This is a genomic window from Paenibacillus qinlingensis (assembly GCF_031455095.1).
GTDB classification, from domain to species: domain Bacteria; phylum Bacillota; class Bacilli; order Paenibacillales; family NBRC-103111; genus Paenibacillus_E; species Paenibacillus_E qinlingensis_A.
In genome coordinates this window covers 135078-150986 of record NZ_JAVDSB010000012.1, presented here as the reverse complement: position 1 = coordinate 150986, position 15909 = coordinate 135078, and the positions used below count along the sequence as shown (strand labels likewise).

The window sequence follows — 15909 nt, the reverse complement described above, 5'->3', positions numbered from 1 at the left end:
ATGGCAAGTTTACCCGATTATTTGGTAGAACAGACAGAAGAAGAGATTCGGAGTCGCATGTTAGTCAGTTTGCCTTCCGATTTGGACAAGTCAGAAGGTTCGTATATCTGGGATGCTTTGGCTCCAGCTTCCATAGAGTTGGCACTTGCAGCGCTGCAGTCACAGGAGGTTCTGCGAAGAGGATTCGCGGGAACGACCTTTGGACCGTATTTGGACTTACGCTGTGCGGAGCGAGGTATTACGCGCAAAGATGCAATCAAGGCTGTCGGTCAAGTGAAATTTACAGGCGCTTCGGGAACGGTTGTCCCACAAGGATCGCGGGTAGGTACATTGGCAGATAACATTCATGGCACGTCGTCCGTGATGTTTGAGACACTGGATGCAGTAGTTGTGGATAACTCTGGATATGTGATGGTGTCCGTTTCGGCAGTTGATGGTGGTACGAAAGGAAATGTACCGAGTGGAGCTATAAGCCTTTTGGTAACGCCAATTGTAGGTATAACGAGCGTGACGAATCCCGCGCAGATGACAAGTGGAGCGGACGTAGAGAAAGATGACTCGCTGCTCAATCGTTATTACGCCAAAGTGCGTTCTCCTGGTACAAGTGGGAATAAAGCTGATTATTTGAACTGGGCGCTCGATGTGGCTGGTGTGGGTGCCGCACAGGTTCTGCCGTTATGGCAGGGGCCAGGTACGGTTAAGGTTGTCATCATCGGCACGGATAAAAGGAGTGTTCCTTCTTCCATCGTCACAGCTGTGCAGCAGTACATTTACCCTGCTCCACCACTGGTGGGGAAAGCTCCGATTGGGGCGGTCGTCACTGTGGAGGCAGCTGCTGAGGTTGCGATTGGCATTCAGGCTGATCTTACATTAAACGGAACAAGGACGTTGGCACAGGTGAAAAATGATTTCACTGAGGCCGTTCGCGCTTATTTATACGAACTGGCGTTCTCTAATGATCCCGCGGTTCGCTATGTGCGCATAGGTTCCTTGTTGCTAGACACGCCGGGCGTGCAGGATTATGTCAACTTGCTGATGAATGGCGGCAGCTCTAACATCGCGATCAACGTTGGGCAAGTTGCCGTTGTGGGGACGGTGTCGCTAGTATGACACAAGTGACTTCAACAAGCGGCAAGCGGATGCTGGGCTACTTGCCGGATTACTACGAGACATCGCGCGTCATGGGCTCGATCCTGCAAGCCCAAGGGGCCGAGCTCGATCAATTGCGTGTCTCCTTGGAGGAGACATTGGAGCAATTTTTTGTCAGCTCTGCGACGTGGGGGCTGGACGCGTGGGAAGCTGAGCTCGGCATCGCGTCAGTGCCTGGTAAGCCCGACGATCAGCGTCGGTCGGTGATCAACGCCAAGCTGCGTGGCGTCGGGACCGTCACTGTGGATTTGATTCAGAGCGTGGCCGAGGCTTACGAGCGCGGTGTGGTGGAGGTCACGCAGCAGCCGGCTTCGTACCAGTTTACGGTGCGGTTCGTGGATACGTTGGGGACGCCGCCTAACATGAATGATTTGAAGGCTGCGATTGAGGACATTAAGCCGGCTCATTTGCAGGTGATTTATCAATACCAGTATTTCTTGCTTAGCCAGTTGCATCAAACATTGACCATTAATGAAATTCAAACGAGGAAAATGACCGACTTCGCGCCATTCATTCCCGTTTAAAATGGAGGGAAAAACATATGTCTAGCACTACTACGAATATAGGATTGTATAAGAAAAATCCGTCCACGGACGGCAATGATACATTTGATATTAACACGATGCTAAATGACAACTGGGATAGGATTGATGCGCAGATCGGAGCGCAAGTAAGTGTGAGTCCACCACCAGCAGCTGTAAATCTAGTCAATGGATTGCAGGTTGTCAATGTTCCACAAAGTTCACCGTTTGACAACTTGAATGTCAAGGGGCGCACGTTGGTTAACTTACTAGGGCGTGATGGGAATTGTGAGGATGTAAGTAAATGGGTAACGATTCAATTAACTGCCGCATTAGATTCAACAAATAAAGCAATAGGCAGTAACTCTTTCAGAGGTACGCTTACTTCAACGCAAGGCGTGATCGAATCCGCTGAATTAATCAGTAGGTTAAACCTCACGAAGAATTATCTTATCGTCAGTGATATAAAAAATGGTAGTGCTACAAATGGGCTAGCCTTATGGAATGTGGTCGGTTCTTCACAAACCCAAACAAATGTAATAACAGACACAACAAAATTTCAAGTTGCTTACGTTACCCTCGGCTCTGCTAACTTAACTGGGGCTATTTCTGCTAAAGTTAGGTTCGTTATTAATGGGTTAAGTGGTCAAATTGCATACGTTGATGGGATTCGTTTATACGAAATCGCCGCAACAGAAAAAGCATATATCGACGGGCTTACAACAGCAAATGCACAAGCCTACATTGCCGCTAAATACCCATACGTAGATGATATAAAGCATGTAAGTGCACCTTATCTAATTAAATATGGGGAGAATCAAGCGCCGACATTTAATGAGGCGACATTACATGCAAATGCAGTAGTAAGCGAACCTTACAAATTAACACTTTCTGCTACTGCAAACAGTCAATTAAATTATATTGACATACCCGCCATAGTAGGACAACAGTACACTTTTTCCATAACACATAATGGAAAAATAGCACTTGACCCTATAGATTCATCTGGCGGAGCTATGATTGGTGGCACAGGATGGAGCACAGCGCAGTCGATTACGTTTACCGCCCCAAACCTTGCAAAGAGTATTCGTTTGTATTTCAGCAATGATACATTAGGGGCAGGAACATTCACATTCTCTAACCCTATGCTTAACCTTGGATCGACAGCTAAACCATTCAAGCCACGTAATGACGATAGGCTTGCATTCCTGAATACGCAATTAGCATCAAATTTAGATGTGACAGTATATGACTCATTATTCAAGCGTGACGGCAAATACTTTGTTGAGAAGCGTTTTAAGGATATGGTGCTTGACGGGAGTTTGGCATGGATATTTGGAGAAGATGCAGTAGGATATAAGAAAGTATACATCAATACCGTTGTAGGAATGTATAATTCACAAACGACAAAAACAGCCGTTAAGTATGATGGGAAAATACTTACTAATTACTCTGGATCAGTTAGTACTGGCGATATTGTATATACAAACGGTGCCTCTAACGTTGTTGAAATGTGGATTTTTGACACGGACAGCGGTTGGGGAGAGACATATACACCTACAGCAGATGAGATTAAAGCGTATTTCTATGGTTGGGCAATGCATGATTCTTCTTCGACATCATTGCCGTATATAACAGGCACAAAGCGGTGGAGAAAGGTAGGTAATGCGGCAGGAAATGGAACGGTTGGTGTGGATTACAATTTGTCCGTAATGCCGACAACGCCGACAACTTGGCTGGGTTCAACACCTTACAAATTAACTTATCAACTTGCTACACCAACATTTGAAGAAATCCAAGTAGAAGAAAGTATGTCACTTCACGCAGGATTGAATCAAATTGAAGTAGGGCAAGGTGTTGTTGTACGTGAGAAGGCGAATCCTTATATAAGACCACAACTCGATTTTGTGCTAATCAACGCATCTAATTTCGTGAAAAACAGAACTAACAGAATTTTAGTGATTTATAAGAACGGTAAAGAAGACAAGCAATGGACTATTTACTCTAACTATGTGGGCTCTGTTTCTGCCTATGGTGGAGCAAGTGCAACTATATCATATGCAAACTTCGACCCAACAGCAACATATGAAGTCACATACATTGCACTTGATCAATATCTATTATCAACATCACTGCAAGCTATAAATATTGAAACGGCGAGTAATCTTAAAACTGTTGTGGATTCCGTCGTACAAAATCAAGCTGATTTAGAAAGGTCTGTTACAGAGCTTTTTACTTCTGTCAGTAACGGTAAAACAGCGGTCGCTTCCGCGATTACTGGCAAGGGTATACCAGCTTCAGGAAGCGATTCATTTACAACATTAAGTACGAAGATAAGTTCTATTTCTACAGGTTCGGGTAACGCGGTTGCAGCTGACGTATTGGCTGGGAAAACGTTCACGAATGGAATGAGTTCGGGACTTACTGGGACGATGCCTAACCGCAATACATCCCAAATTGGTCTTAATGGGGCAGGCTCATTAGGACGTATGGCTATTCAAGTGCCAAATGGCTATTGGGATGGTAACTCAAGTGTTTATTGGGATGATCCTGATTTTATAGCGGCTAATATTAAATCAGGCGTAAATATATTTGGTGTAGTTGGAGATATGACAACGTTAAAATCTGCAAAATTCTCAAATGCAAATCCTGTATCTACCAACTATAGTTCTCCACCAAACTCATTTTTTTTAGATTTTACTGGTTTGACATTTGCACCTAAGTTTGTGTTGTTTTATGGCACTTCAGTCTCAATGATAGCAAACGGTGGTGGAGGTGGGATGCTTGGAATTACTGCCTCAGCAACTACCGATTCCACAAACTTCCTAGGAGGTGGTTCATACTTCAGTGTTAATGGTGGGTCTTTTACAGTTTCCTGTACTCTAACAAATGTAACATCCACTGGTTGTCGCGTTACCTATTATGCACAAGGGAATTCAGGTGTGGGTTGGGGTGGTGGTGGAACGTTTACTACAGTACTTATTGGATAGAGAGATATTAAAATGCATACTGGCAGAAGATTATATTAGGTTACGCGAGTGGTAAGTAGGGGGAGTCGAAACGACAATAGACCAAGACTTCGAATCATACGCGGGACAGTCGGAGTTTCCATTCTATTAGCAAGACTTCGCCGAGTGAATTCGGTATAGGGTCAACATAATACATCGGGAATTGAATTTCATACCTGAGCGAAGAATTGACAAAACCAGTTTTTCGTTGCAGTTCCATTATTAAAATAAGTCGAGCAATAAAAAGAAAAATAGCAACTTCACAGCACTACTTAATGGATGGATCAATCAGGACGAATACAACATGGTTATGGCGCTGAAAACAGAAAACGACCCACAATATAACAATGATAATCGCTTGTAATCGAGGACTTTCCCCAAATCCCACAAGAAAGGAGCACAAACGCATGAACCAAATCAATTTCAACTTAATCACAGCCACTCTCGGATTAATAGCCACCTATGCCTTCGGCGGGTGGAATGAGCTCATAGGCCTTTTCCTCATGGCGATACTCGTGGATTATATCACTGGTATGGCGGCCTCGATCAAAGAGCAGCAGGGCCTCAACAGTCAAGTGGGTTTCTGGGGCCTTGCACGCAAAGGATTAATGTTGCTTGTCATTATGCTGGCGCATCGTATGGACATTCTGTTGGACACAGATCTGATGATGACGGGCGCGATTTATTTTTACTTGGCGAATGAGTTTATTTCGATTACTGAAAATTATGGACGATTAGGTTTGCCACTTCCCATTTTTTTGAAGCAAATGATTCAAGTGTTGCGAAGCAAAGGGGAAGGGCTATGAGCAAGGATATGTTTATTGAGCAAATCGCTCCAGCCGCACAAGTGGATATGCAGTCATTTGGCATTTTGGCTAGTGTGACCATCGCACAAGCTATTCTAGAAAGCGGTTGGGGTCGTTATGCCCCGGGCAATAATTTGTTCGGGATTAAAGGAAGCGGGCAGCTGCAGACTACGCAGGAATTCATTAACGGCAAGTGGCTGCAAATTGTAGATGGTTTCCGTGTGTATGAAAGCTGGCATGATAGCATTCGCGATCACTCCTTACTAATTGCTAGCAATCCAAGGTACGCACAGGTGCTACATGAGCAAGATTATCGCAGAGCAAGCTGGGAACTGCTTCGAGCAGGATATGCAACAGATCCACAGTATGCGGAGAAGTTGATTCGGATTATAGAAGGGAGTAATTTGACGTTTTATGATCAAGTAGAAGAGGAAAGGGAGTATGTGATGAGTCCGGAAGATGCTAATAAAATTATTACTTTTTTGTCTGCAGCATGGACAAGCACGGATGATATCGAAGCTAGGGAAGAATTTCACCGGCTAGCCAATGAGCTCCGAAAAGTGTCAGGCCAGATGTGAACTATCTGATTGCAATGTAAATTTAAAAAGAACACCGACTTCCATCTAAGGAGTACCGTGTTCTTTTCTTATTAGTACGTCCTATACCGCACTCCCAATATGATCCTCAATATACTGCTCCAACTTAATCCGTACATAGGGCGGCAGTCCCGAAAGCATGCAACCGTAGCGGAAGCTGCGTCCTTCGGTCACGATGCGAATGACCCGACCTGTGATTGGCGGCAATCCAGCTTCTTGTGGGAAGTGGATGACGACGAACATATCGGGGGCAAGCAGAACATCCGTTGTGATCTGGAGTCCACTTTCGGACAGATCGAAGAGAGTGCCATCGATGTTTTGCCCGGAGAAAGAACCTTCTTGCTCCCATTGATAGATGGACAATTTCAAGTTAATATCCAGCTGAACCCGTGTATTCTTACGGCGTTCACGGCCCGAGAGTGGAGAAGCGGCTTTCACCGGTTCCGCAACAACAGGCGCACTAGGCTTAACAACAGCTTGTCCCATCCATTCCTCGTAGCACTTAATGACAGCGCTAAGATCTTCTTCGCCTAAGCCCTTGCTTAGGCCGATTTGGAACAGATTAGTCGCAGATTGCAGCATGGGTGTCGGCAACTGAAATTTACTGGTGATTTCTTGCGCGAGGAGCAAATCCTTCAGCATCAGCTTCAATGAGAATTGATTGCTGAAATCGCGATCGAGAATTTTCTCGCCCTTGAGCTCGACTTGTTTACTATTAGCTCCTCCGGAGCGGACGATTTCTAAGAATTGGCCAGGGTGAATCCCGGCTTTCGTTGCAATGGACATGCCTTCAGCAAGCCCTGCTAGGTTAATCCCGACCATCGTATTGTGGGCGAGCTTCGCATAAGAACCAGAACCACTTGGTCCTAGGTAAAGTGCTTTGCTGCCAAGCGCGTGGAACAATTCAAGCTGCTCCTCGAACACTTCTTTACTGCCGCCGACCATGAACGTAAGCGTACCTGCTTCAGCAGCAGGCTTCGTGCCTGTCACAGGCGCATCGAGGAAGTCGACGAAGTGTGCAGCGAGCTCTTCTGCGAGCTTTTGACTTGTTTGAGGAGATACGGTGCTGGAGTCAATAATCGTGAGTGCAGGGTGAATACCGCTCAGAATACCCTGCTCACTGTAAAATGTCTCAAGCAGCGCAGCATCATTGCTAAGCATTGTGAAAAGCACATCTGAATGGCGAGCGACTTCCGCAGCAGTAAGGGCAACTTCAGCACCCATTTGCTCAAGCTCGTCCACTTTGCCAGCAGTTCGATTATACACAGTTACCATAAACCCTTTTTGAATAAGGTTAGCAGCCATGGGCTTACCCATTGTGCCAAGTCCAATAAAGCCGATACGTTTCATGTCCTCACCTCTGACTTCATTTTAGCATGGGAATTAATACCTGTGAATTCCTTTCTCACTTGCTTTTGGACAAGCAAATAAGTATGCTAGGAAAAGGTAAAAATAGAGATGGAGGCGAACCTATTGAGTAAAAAACTACAATTTGATTACAGCAAAGCACTATCCTTTTTATCGCAACATGAAGTCGATTATTTGTCGGCTCAAGTGGAACTAGCCCACAATCAACTACATAATAAAACAGGTGCTGGCTCCGATTATTTGGGGTGGGTGGATCTTCCTGAGAACTACAATCGTGAAGAGTTTGCCCGTATTGGGGCAGCTGCGAAGCAGATTCAATCAGACTCCGAGGCACTTGTCGTGATCGGTATTGGGGGTTCATATCTAGGTGCACGCGCGGCGCTAGAAATGCTTTCTCATTCCTTTTATAATATTTTGCCAAAAGATAAACGTAAAACGCCTGAGATTTATTTTGTAGGAAATAATATCTCTTCGACATATGTCACGCATTTGCTTCAATTGCTTGAAGGCAAGGATTTCTCCGTGAATGTGATTTCCAAATCCGGTACGACGACTGAGCCAGCGATTGCTTTCCGTATTTTCCGCGAACTACTGGAGAAAAAATATGGTAAAGAAGCCGCTCGTAAACGGATTTATGCAACAACGGATCAAGAGAAGGGTGCGCTCAAAACACTATCAAATGCAGAAGGATACGAGACTTTCGTTATTCCAGATGATGTGGGTGGACGTTACTCCGTACTTACAGCGGTTGGTTTGCTTCCAATTGCAACTGCAGGTATTGACGTTGAAGCGATTATGAAAGGTGCAGCAGATGCACAGCAAGAATTCTCCAATCCGAAGCTTAGTGAGAATCAAGCTTACCAATACGCAGCAGTTCGTAACTCTCTGTATCGCAAAGGGAAAACGATTGAGATCCTTGTGAACTATGAGCCATCCTTGCACTTCGTTTCGGAGTGGTGGAAGCAATTATTCGGGGAGAGCGAAGGGAAGGATTACAAAGGGATTTATCCCGCGTCTGTAGACTTCTCCACAGATCTTCACTCCATGGGACAATTCGTTCAAGATGGTAATCGCATTTTGTTCGAAACGGTTATCCAAGTTGACCAAGTGGCTGATCATATCACGATCGGTACAGATGCAGATGATCTGGACGGTTTGAATTTCCTTAGCGGCAAAACGATGGATTTCGTGAACAAGAAGGCTTTCCAAGGCACGATGCTTGCGCACACAGACGGTCAAGTACCGAACCTGATCGTAACTTTGCCAGATATGACGCCTTACTCATTCGGATACATGGTCTATTTCTTTGAAAAAGCATGCGGCATCAGCGGTTACTTGATGGGTGTGAATCCATTCGATCAACCGGGTGTTGAAGCGTATAAAAAGAACATGTTTGCTCTCTTGGGCAAGCCTGGTTATGAAAAAGAAAAAGCGGAACTTGAAGCTCGCTTAGAGCAATAATGCGCCGTAAAAACGAAAAACGATCAATCCTATCGGATAGGTCGTTTTTTTGCACCCCTTTTTCCATTATTTAGATGGTAAATTTTCTTTCCATATTGTCGAAGTCGAGGCATGTGTGTAGAATATAGTGAAACAGTTGTTTCCTTCTACCGAGAAAGGTTGGCTATGCTAGCACATTATAAAACAATCCATTCGTATGGTTCGTCTGAGATTATCATCAAGAAGTCACGTTTCATCGGTCATGCTAAACCCGTAGATTCAGAAGAAGAAGCAATCCAGTTTATTGAAGCGATCAAGAAGGAACACAGGTCGGCGACGCATAATTGCAGTGCGTATGTCATTGGTGAGCGGGATCAAATCCAGAAGCAATCCGATGATGGAGAACCTAGCGGAACAGCCGGGAAGCCGATTCTGGAAGTAATGAAGCATCAAGGGCTCAAGAATACCGTTGTCGTAGTTACTCGTTATTTTGGTGGCATCATGTTAGGTGCTGGCGGACTTATTCGCGCTTATGCGGATGGGGCTCTGGCAGGCATAGAAGCAGGAAAGCCGATTTATAAAGTAAATCATCAGCTCGTGCTGATTGAAGTCGATTATACATGGTATGGCAAGCTGGAAAATGAACTGAGAAATCAAGGGATGCTGCTTGGGGATATCGGGTTTACGGACAAAGTGACCGTTCCTTGTTATCCTTTGGCTGCTAAAGCGGAAGCATTTATGAATTGGGCAAGGGATGTTACACAAGGTCAAAGCATGATCGTCGCTGGTGAGAACGAGTACATCGTTCATGAGAGCTTGCCTGAATAGGCAGGCTCCAGAAAACCAAACAAAATTTCATATGAGCTGAGGATGCGGAGGGATAGGAATGGCTAGGAAAGCAGTCGCGCAAGAGCTTAGCAGAGAACGAATTCTTACGGAGGCGCGGGAATTATTCGCTACTTTCGGCTATCGCGCTTTAACGATGCGAAGCATTGCTAAAGCAATGGGGTACAGTCATGGGGCGTTATATTACCATTTTAATGAGAAAGCTGAATTATTTTATGCACTAATTAAAGACGATTTCGCCTCACTTCTGCAGCGTCAGAAGGAAATGATCGTTCGTGAGCATGGGTTTAGCGTGAATTTGCTCCAAAAGTTAATGATGGAATTCGTTTGGTTTGGATTAAGCAACCCGAATCACTACGAAATGATGTTTATGATTAACGAGCCAGAACTGCAGCAGTACTCACGTACCGAACAAGCTCAATGCTTGGATATGTTTGCGATTGTCATTCGTGAAGTTTTGAAAGATCAGCCAGGATTAGAGAGTCGCAAGTATACGCTTCCGTGGAATATATTTATGTCCTTACATGGCTTTATCTCTTATTGCATTCAGTTTAAACTTTCTTACGAGGAAGCACGCAAATTGGCTGATGAGCATATCCGATTGATCTGTGTCAGCTTGGATGTGGATTCCATAGAAGCTCAGCGTCCGCTTGTCAAAATGATTGGACAAAACATGCGGAAATCCAACGTTATATAGAAGAAATGAAGGAAGCGAGACGATCTGTCTAAGCTTCTTTTTGTTTATTGGGGCAATCTGTATTTTACATTACCCCCTCTGTGCTTTAAAATGATGACAAGATACCGAGGGAAGGATGAGCATATACGATGGATTTGACGACATGGTCGGAAGAGAACGTTGAATTTATGTTTGAGGAAATTAAGAAAAAGTTGCGCATGGCTACTGGGGGATCTATCAAAGCCTCTAATGTTAAAGAAGAAGTCTACGAGGATCTGAAGGATCTCTATGATATGGTAGCAAGCAAGGATCGTTTCAGCATTAGCGAGATTGATGCGATCACGACCGAGCTTGGCAAAATTCGCAAGGCCTAATGGGTTCGTCATTATCATAAGCCAAATTAGCAAGCCGCTGTTTCTGACGTTGTGTCGGAGGGCGGCTTTTTGCTGTTTTTGGCTGTGGCGTCCACTTGCCAAATGTCCGCCGGCAGCAGTGCTCAGCGGCAGGACCGCGAAGCCGAACCCGAAGCCCGAACCCCGAACCCCGAACCCCGAACCCCGAACCCCGAACCCCGAACCCTGAACCCCGAACCCCAGCCCCAACCCCGACATCAAAATAACTGCATTTCTACATCTAATTCATGCCAAATCCCTGCTTTAGGGAAAATAACTGGATTTTCTCCCGCTAAATCGAATGAATTTCGCCAAACAGACCACTTTACACAAAATTAGCTGTATATAATCCAGTTAAACGTTCCAAACCATGAATTCCCGCGAAATTAGCTGCATGAAATCCAGTTAATTCCTAACCCAAATAAGCAGCCCCACACAGAACCCACCGGAGTGAGTCCTACTTAGGCTGCTTATAATTTTCATCGACACTAGGGTCGTGGTCTCATTCGCAAAGCTGCTGCTAGATATAGTAGGAGCGTCACACCGAATAAATACCAGAAGCTCGGTAGGCTCGCTAGTGCCAGATAGAGTCCATAGGGAAGTGACCAGATAAAAGCCACAATTAGCAACTTCCTATTCTTCAAAAAGGAACCGATCAACCCGACTCCAGCAGGTGCAATTAACATCACGAGTAAGAGGAGCATAGTATCCCTGCTAGCTACTACTTCTGAGTAGGGATTCCAAAAAAGGAACCAACAGCAAAGCAACATACTGCCCAATGAAGCATAAACACCGAGGTGAGAGATGGACCTTTTCATCCTAGGAATACCTCCAAACTTTTAATTAACTACCTGCAAGCTCTAAACGCCAATCATTACATTGCATAAAATGTCCTGGTGGGTACTCGAATTCACACTCAGACCTAAGGGTGAAACTAAGTTTGCGACACACTGCATTTGATGCAGGATTGTGAATGGAAGGAAACGCATGCATCCATCGATACTTAGCACCCGCGTTCACATGAGAAATAGCTGCCTGCAAGGCGCTGCTCGCTATCCCTCGCCCTTGGAAGGTAGGAAGCACACTCCAACCGATTTCATAGACATTTTCTCCTTGCCAGTGGCTATCCCAGTATCCAATACTACCTACGGTTTCACGGTTAGGTAGCATAACGATGCTAAACATATGTCCTTTTTCTCTTTCTCTGAGGGTAAGATACCGATTGTGGCGAGTGCGAAGCTGCTCTTCCGTTTCGGGGCCTCCAAGATGCTCCATCATCTCAGGAGCATTGCTAAGTCGAAGGAGTTCGAAATCGGATTCGGACCAAGGCACGATGATAACTTGTGAGGCGTTCATTTTCTCTGACATGTTCTCACTCCTATCTGCGGTAGTAAACGCGAGAATTTAACGGGTATCTTCCATTGTAATGGAACGCACGTTCTCTATCAAGAGTGAGAAGTATCTACTCTCATACATACTATCACAACGACAAGGACAAAATAGGTAGAAAATGGTACAAAAGGAGAACATAAAAAGTGACGCAACATGGAGAGGCTTCAACTGCCGATTTACCGCAATTCCCCCAATCATTCTGGCTGGACTCTGTGGACAAGATCCCCCAATTTCCTAGCCTGACAACCGATCTAAAGAGCGATGTAGTCGTTATTGGTGCAGGGATTACCGGAATCACCACGGCTTATTTACTCGCGAAACAAGGCGTTAAGGTCATTTTGCTCAATGCAGGACCTATCCTTGAAGGTACGACAGGACATACCACGGCTAAAGTTACCACGCAGCATGGACTTATTTATCATGAGTTTTTTGCCCATTTTGGTGAGGAGAAGACTCGTCTTTATTATGAAGCCAATAACGAAGCGCTGAAGCTCGTCAAGCAAACGGTTGATGAACTAGACATCGAGTGTCAATTTACCGAAGATGATGCGTATCTGTATACGAGTGATGATGCTTATTTACAGCAATTACAAGATGAATACTTGGCATATGGGCAGCTGAAAATAGGCGGCGATTATCTGGAATCAACCCCTCTGCCGTTCGAGACGAAAGCAGCAATAAGGATCAAAGATCAGGCCAGGTTTAATCCTGTACCTTACCTAATCCGACTGATGCAAGAGATCCTGCGGCTTGGCGGTCACATCTATGAAGGAACAACGGTGGTCAGTGCCTCCCATGAGAAGCCTTCTATTGTCAAAACTAAGCAAGGCCATCAAGTCACTTGTAATTACGTCGTTACCGCCTCGCACTATCCATTCAACGACATCCAGGGCGCATACTTTACTCGTCTGCATGCAGAGAAATCATACGTCATTGCTGCGCGTACGAAGCAAGCATACCCCGGGGGGATGTATTTAAATGTCGAGCAACCTTCTCGCTCTCTCCGTGCTGTCACCATACAGGGGGAACCTGCGGTGCTGATTGGCGGGGAAGGGCATAAGACGGGGCAAGGGCTGTGTACCCATCAGTATTATGAGAATCTACAGAAGTTTGGAGCGGATACCTTCGGACTGCGGGAGATCCTATACCGTTGGTCAGCGCAGGATGTGTTCACATTAGATAAAATGCCCTATATAGGGCAGCAATTTTCCGATGCTCCTCATCTCCTAATAGCGACGGGGTATCGCAAATGGGGGATGACGAACAGCATGGTAGCCGCAATGCTGAATACGAAAATAATCCTAGGGGAGCAAAGTCCCTATGAAGATGTGTTTACCCCGCATCGATTCCATGCGGATCCTAGCGTCAAAACATTTATCATGCAGAATGCCAACGTGGCGAAGCATTTTGTTGCTGGGAAGTTTGATTTAGAGCATAAGCACCCTGAAGAGTTGTCGCCGGATGAGGGTTCTGTCGTACGTGTGAAAGGCAAGCGAGCTGGTGCTTACAGAGAACCCAATGGGGAATTGCACGTTGTTGATACAACTTGTACCCATTTGGGATGTGAAGTTGAGTGGAACGACGCGGAGCGAACATGGGACTGCCCGTGTCATGGTTCCAGATATTCCTTCCAAGGGGATGTTATCGAAGGACCCGCCAAGAAAGCATTGACCAAGCTATCAGTAGAGACATGAGCGTATTTTTATGTAAAAATGGACAGCTATCCATGCGATGTTACCCCATTAGCCATACACTGTAGAGCAATGTATCTCTGCTCACGTGAAGGAGGTGGACGTTCGTGGCATCCAGAATTCGTAAAGAAGAAGTACGTAAATTGATCGGAAAAGATATTTTGGCTGTTAAAAAAGATGGTACACAAGTGACTGGCAAATTGGTGCGGATCAGCGGGAACACGTTGATAGTTGCTCCACAAAATGGCAAAAAAGTTCAAGTAAAAGCGATTATTCCATTGGTTTTATTTGATCTGCTGGCTATTGGTACTGCACCTTATGCGTATGGTGGATTTGGCGGTGGCTTTGGAGGTTATGGTGGCGGCTTTGGCGGTGGCTTTGGTGGCTTTCCGTATGGTGGCGGCTTTGGCGGCTTCGGTGGTCCAGGACTCTGGTTCTGAGGATGATCGAAATCGAGTAGGCATGGAAGACTCTCTCCTACAGGGGAGAGTCTTTTGTTTGTTGACTCCCTCATTTTGAGATTAAAGCACCAATTCGCTGCTTCTTGAATAGGCTATGATACAACTTTATGGCAGAGAAACCGCGGACAGGGAGTGAGCAGCATGCCGAGTTCCATCGTGTTTAACATGATTAATATTAATAACCAGAATACGAATGCCACGATTGGGATTGGAGAGAATGCCCAATCCAGTTGGGATTCCCATAGCAAAAACAATTACGGCAATGGTGAATTCATCGGTAATTCGGTCGCCTGCAACTTCGTCAATACCATCTTTGATAATGACTTTATCGATGCACCGATTAATGATCAGGACTTTAAACCAGCCATAACGAATCAAGCTTAGGGAAGGGTGGTAGTACGCCATGATGAATCTGCCTGGCCCCCTAGATCCACCTTTGATTCAATTTGATTCGATTCATGTCAATTCAATAACCGATGGTTCTGGTATATTCATTGGCACGAATGCACAGGTGAACTGGTCAACGAGTGGTAAAAACAATAGCGGCCTTGGTGAAGTGAGCGGCGAACATAATATAGTATGGAACAATGTGAATACGGTTTACGATAACGATATCATTGATGCGCCTTATACCAAAGGTGATTTGATCATTGGTCGTGTTTAAAAAAAAGCTCCGCGACAGCCTTATTCGGCCGTTGGCGGAGCTTTCGTCGTTGCTTCTGCCGGAGCCGTAGAAGCAGCCGCGGTGTTGGTGGTAAAGCCTGAAGCCTGTGCTTGAACAGTTATCATTTCCTGCAGCCACTCCGGAGTTTCATTATCACCGACATTGAGCATGTCGAGGAAATCGGAATCGTTCAGCATCGAACGGGTACCCACCAATTGGTTATGATCGCCTTCGACAGCGCCGAAGCCTTGAACCGTTTTTTGATTGCTCTGAAAATCTGTAGGCCAGTTATTTCCCATATTGATGCAGGATGCACTTTCGACGGACCCAATACGAATTGAACCGATGATAAAAGTTGGAGACATGAACGACGACATGGTAATCACCTCATCTTTACACTTTAGACTGGGGAGGGGTATAGCGGTAGCCCGTTGAGGTTCGCTCGGGTCCAGAACCCTCTTGCGCGGAAGATGCATGCGATACAGCGTCAGAGGATCGCTCTGATTTGGATTCTCTAGTTACTTGTGTACGTTGGATAGCTTTATCAACCGTATCATCATGCGATTTCCCATTTGGCTTGGCACCGAAATTGTTTCCTAAATTCAATGAACCACTCAATTCCTTAATATCGAGATGGTCGAGTCGAAAAGTCAAATTTTCAAGAACAGGCTGGTGGACGTGAAGGTTATCGATATGTATGCGTGGGTGTTTGGTGGAGAGGTCAGCTAGCTGATCTTCAAGCTTCCGCAGCCGTTGTTCCAAGAGATGGATGGTTTGGGCATGCACGGATGACGACGGTAAAGCTTCTGCTCTCGTAGGGAGTGGTATTTTGGGTGTGGCAGCAGAGGGGGCTGATGATGGCGGCGAAGCTTTCTTTTTTTGAAACCACATAGGTCAGA

The 15909-nt window shown here is 45.5% G+C and carries 18 protein-coding genes; 13 read left to right on the top strand and 5 right to left on the bottom strand.

Annotated features, from left to right (window positions below):
- The 5 genes from J2736_RS24925 to J2736_RS24905 all read left to right on the top strand — a co-directional run bounded on the left by J2736_RS24925 (position 1) and on the right by J2736_RS24905 (position 6062).
- Positions 1-1110: a baseplate J/gp47 family protein gene (locus J2736_RS24925; RefSeq protein WP_310501289.1), complete on the top strand. Its 1110-nt coding sequence runs from the start codon at positions 1-3 to the stop codon at positions 1108-1110.
- Positions 1107-1673 (top strand): putative phage tail protein, encoded by a 567-nt coding sequence (locus tag J2736_RS24920; protein ID WP_310501288.1) that lies wholly within the window; start codon positions 1107-1109, stop codon positions 1671-1673. The genes J2736_RS24925 and J2736_RS24920 overlap by 4 nt, the downstream gene beginning before the upstream one ends.
- Before the next feature lie 17 nt (positions 1674-1690).
- Positions 1691-4660, top strand: a complete 2970-nt coding sequence (locus J2736_RS24915; RefSeq protein WP_310501287.1) for a hypothetical protein — start codon at positions 1691-1693, stop codon at positions 4658-4660.
- Between the two features lie 425 nt (positions 4661-5085).
- The gene (locus tag J2736_RS24910) at positions 5086-5484 is read left to right on the top strand and encodes a phage holin family protein (protein ID WP_310501286.1); all 399 of its coding nucleotides are present in this window, start codon (positions 5086-5088) and stop codon (positions 5482-5484) included.
- Complete coding sequence (locus tag J2736_RS24905) at positions 5481-6062, top strand: glycoside hydrolase family 73 protein (RefSeq protein WP_310501285.1); 582 nt, start codon at positions 5481-5483, stop codon at positions 6060-6062. The genes J2736_RS24910 and J2736_RS24905 overlap by 4 nt, the downstream gene beginning before the upstream one ends.
- Positions 6063-6143: 81 nt before the next feature.
- On the opposite strand, the gene J2736_RS24900 is transcribed toward J2736_RS24905, so the two are convergent.
- Complete coding sequence (locus J2736_RS24900) at positions 6144-7430, bottom strand: NAD(P)-binding domain-containing protein (protein WP_310501284.1); 1287 nt, start codon at positions 7428-7430, stop codon at positions 6144-6146.
- Positions 7431-7553: 123 nt separating this feature from the next.
- Between J2736_RS24900 and J2736_RS24895 the strand changes: the two genes are divergently transcribed.
- From J2736_RS24895 to J2736_RS24880, 4 genes are all read left to right on the top strand, one after another.
- Positions 7554-8909 carry a glucose-6-phosphate isomerase gene (locus J2736_RS24895; protein WP_310501283.1) on the top strand — a complete coding sequence of 452 codons (1356 nt, stop codon included), beginning with the start codon at positions 7554-7556 and terminating at the stop codon, positions 8907-8909.
- A 165-nt stretch (positions 8910-9074) separates the two neighbouring features.
- On the top strand, positions 9075-9716 hold the full coding sequence (locus J2736_RS24890; protein ID WP_310501282.1) for a YigZ family protein: 642 nt from the start codon (positions 9075-9077) through the stop codon (positions 9714-9716).
- A 58-nt stretch (positions 9717-9774) separates the two neighbouring features.
- A complete protein-coding gene (locus J2736_RS24885; protein WP_310501281.1) occupies positions 9775-10431 on the top strand; it encodes a TetR/AcrR family transcriptional regulator in 657 nt (218 codons plus the stop codon).
- A gap of 128 nt (positions 10432-10559) precedes the next feature.
- On the top strand, positions 10560-10784 hold the full coding sequence (locus tag J2736_RS24880; RefSeq protein WP_310501280.1) for a DUF1128 domain-containing protein: 225 nt from the start codon (positions 10560-10562) through the stop codon (positions 10782-10784).
- Between the two features lie 506 nt (positions 10785-11290).
- Here the strand turns inward: J2736_RS24880 and J2736_RS24875 are convergent.
- The gene (locus J2736_RS24875; protein WP_310501279.1) at positions 11291-11620 is read right to left on the bottom strand and encodes a hypothetical protein; all 330 of its coding nucleotides are present in this window, start codon (positions 11618-11620) and stop codon (positions 11291-11293) included.
- Between the two features lie 25 nt (positions 11621-11645).
- Positions 11646-12170, bottom strand: a complete 525-nt coding sequence (locus J2736_RS24870; protein WP_310501278.1) for a GNAT family N-acetyltransferase — start codon at positions 12168-12170, stop codon at positions 11646-11648.
- A gap of 167 nt (positions 12171-12337) precedes the next feature.
- On the opposite strand from J2736_RS24870, the gene J2736_RS24865 reads away from it, so the two are divergent.
- The 4 genes from J2736_RS24865 (at position 12338) to J2736_RS24850 (ending at position 15010) form a co-directional block, all read left to right on the top strand.
- Positions 12338-13888, top strand: a complete 1551-nt coding sequence (locus J2736_RS24865) for an FAD-dependent oxidoreductase (protein ID WP_310501277.1) — start codon at positions 12338-12340, stop codon at positions 13886-13888.
- Positions 13889-13992: 104 nt separating this feature from the next.
- The gene (locus J2736_RS24860; protein ID WP_310501276.1) at positions 13993-14325 is read left to right on the top strand and encodes a hypothetical protein; all 333 of its coding nucleotides are present in this window, start codon (positions 13993-13995) and stop codon (positions 14323-14325) included.
- 162 nt (positions 14326-14487) lie between these two features.
- On the top strand, positions 14488-14730 hold the full coding sequence (locus J2736_RS24855) for a spore germination protein (RefSeq protein WP_310501275.1): 243 nt from the start codon (positions 14488-14490) through the stop codon (positions 14728-14730).
- A 19-nt stretch (positions 14731-14749) separates the two neighbouring features.
- Complete coding sequence (locus tag J2736_RS24850) at positions 14750-15010, top strand: hypothetical protein (RefSeq protein WP_310501274.1); 261 nt, start codon at positions 14750-14752, stop codon at positions 15008-15010.
- Between the two features lie 20 nt (positions 15011-15030).
- Here J2736_RS24850 and J2736_RS24845 read toward each other — a convergent pair whose 3' ends face one another.
- A complete protein-coding gene (locus J2736_RS24845; protein ID WP_310501273.1) occupies positions 15031-15387 on the bottom strand; it encodes a hypothetical protein in 357 nt (118 codons plus the stop codon).
- Positions 15388-15403: 16 nt separating this feature from the next.
- Positions 15404-15901, bottom strand: coding sequence for a hypothetical protein (locus J2736_RS24840; RefSeq protein ID WP_310501272.1), 498 nt, complete (start codon positions 15899-15901; stop codon positions 15404-15406).
- Positions 15902-15909 lie beyond the last annotated feature (8 nt).

Bases quoted from the DNA above. Each gene is read 5' to 3' on its own strand.
- J2736_RS24925 (WP_310501289.1), top strand. From the start codon at position 1: ATGGCAAGTTTACCCGATTATTTGGTAGAACAGACAGAAGAAGAGATT.
- J2736_RS24920 (WP_310501288.1), top strand. From the start codon at position 1,107: ATGACACAAGTGACTTCAACAAGCGGCAAGCGGATGCTGGGCTACTTG.
- J2736_RS24915 (WP_310501287.1), top strand. From the start codon at position 1,691: ATGTCTAGCACTACTACGAATATAGGATTGTATAAGAAAAATCCGTCC.
- J2736_RS24910 (WP_310501286.1), top strand. From the start codon at position 5,086: ATGAACCAAATCAATTTCAACTTAATCACAGCCACTCTCGGATTAATA.
- J2736_RS24905 (WP_310501285.1), top strand. From the start codon at position 5,481: ATGAGCAAGGATATGTTTATTGAGCAAATCGCTCCAGCCGCACAAGTG.
- J2736_RS24900 (WP_310501284.1), bottom strand. From the start codon at position 7,430: ATGAAACGTATCGGCTTTATTGGACTTGGCACAATGGGTAAGCCCATG.
- J2736_RS24890 (WP_310501282.1), top strand. From the start codon at position 9,075: ATGCTAGCACATTATAAAACAATCCATTCGTATGGTTCGTCTGAGATT.
- J2736_RS24885 (WP_310501281.1), top strand. From the start codon at position 9,775: ATGGCTAGGAAAGCAGTCGCGCAAGAGCTTAGCAGAGAACGAATTCTT.
- J2736_RS24880 (WP_310501280.1), top strand. From the start codon at position 10,560: ATGGATTTGACGACATGGTCGGAAGAGAACGTTGAATTTATGTTTGAG.
- J2736_RS24875 (WP_310501279.1), bottom strand. From the start codon at position 11,620: ATGAAAAGGTCCATCTCTCACCTCGGTGTTTATGCTTCATTGGGCAGT.
- J2736_RS24870 (WP_310501278.1), bottom strand. From the start codon at position 12,170: ATGTCAGAGAAAATGAACGCCTCACAAGTTATCATCGTGCCTTGGTCC.
- J2736_RS24855 (WP_310501275.1), top strand. From the start codon at position 14,488: ATGCCGAGTTCCATCGTGTTTAACATGATTAATATTAATAACCAGAAT.
- J2736_RS24850 (WP_310501274.1), top strand. From the start codon at position 14,750: ATGATGAATCTGCCTGGCCCCCTAGATCCACCTTTGATTCAATTTGAT.
- J2736_RS24845 (WP_310501273.1), bottom strand. From the start codon at position 15,387: ATGTCGTCGTTCATGTCTCCAACTTTTATCATCGGTTCAATTCGTATT.
- J2736_RS24840 (WP_310501272.1), bottom strand. From the start codon at position 15,901: ATGTGGTTTCAAAAAAAGAAAGCTTCGCCGCCATCATCAGCCCCCTCT.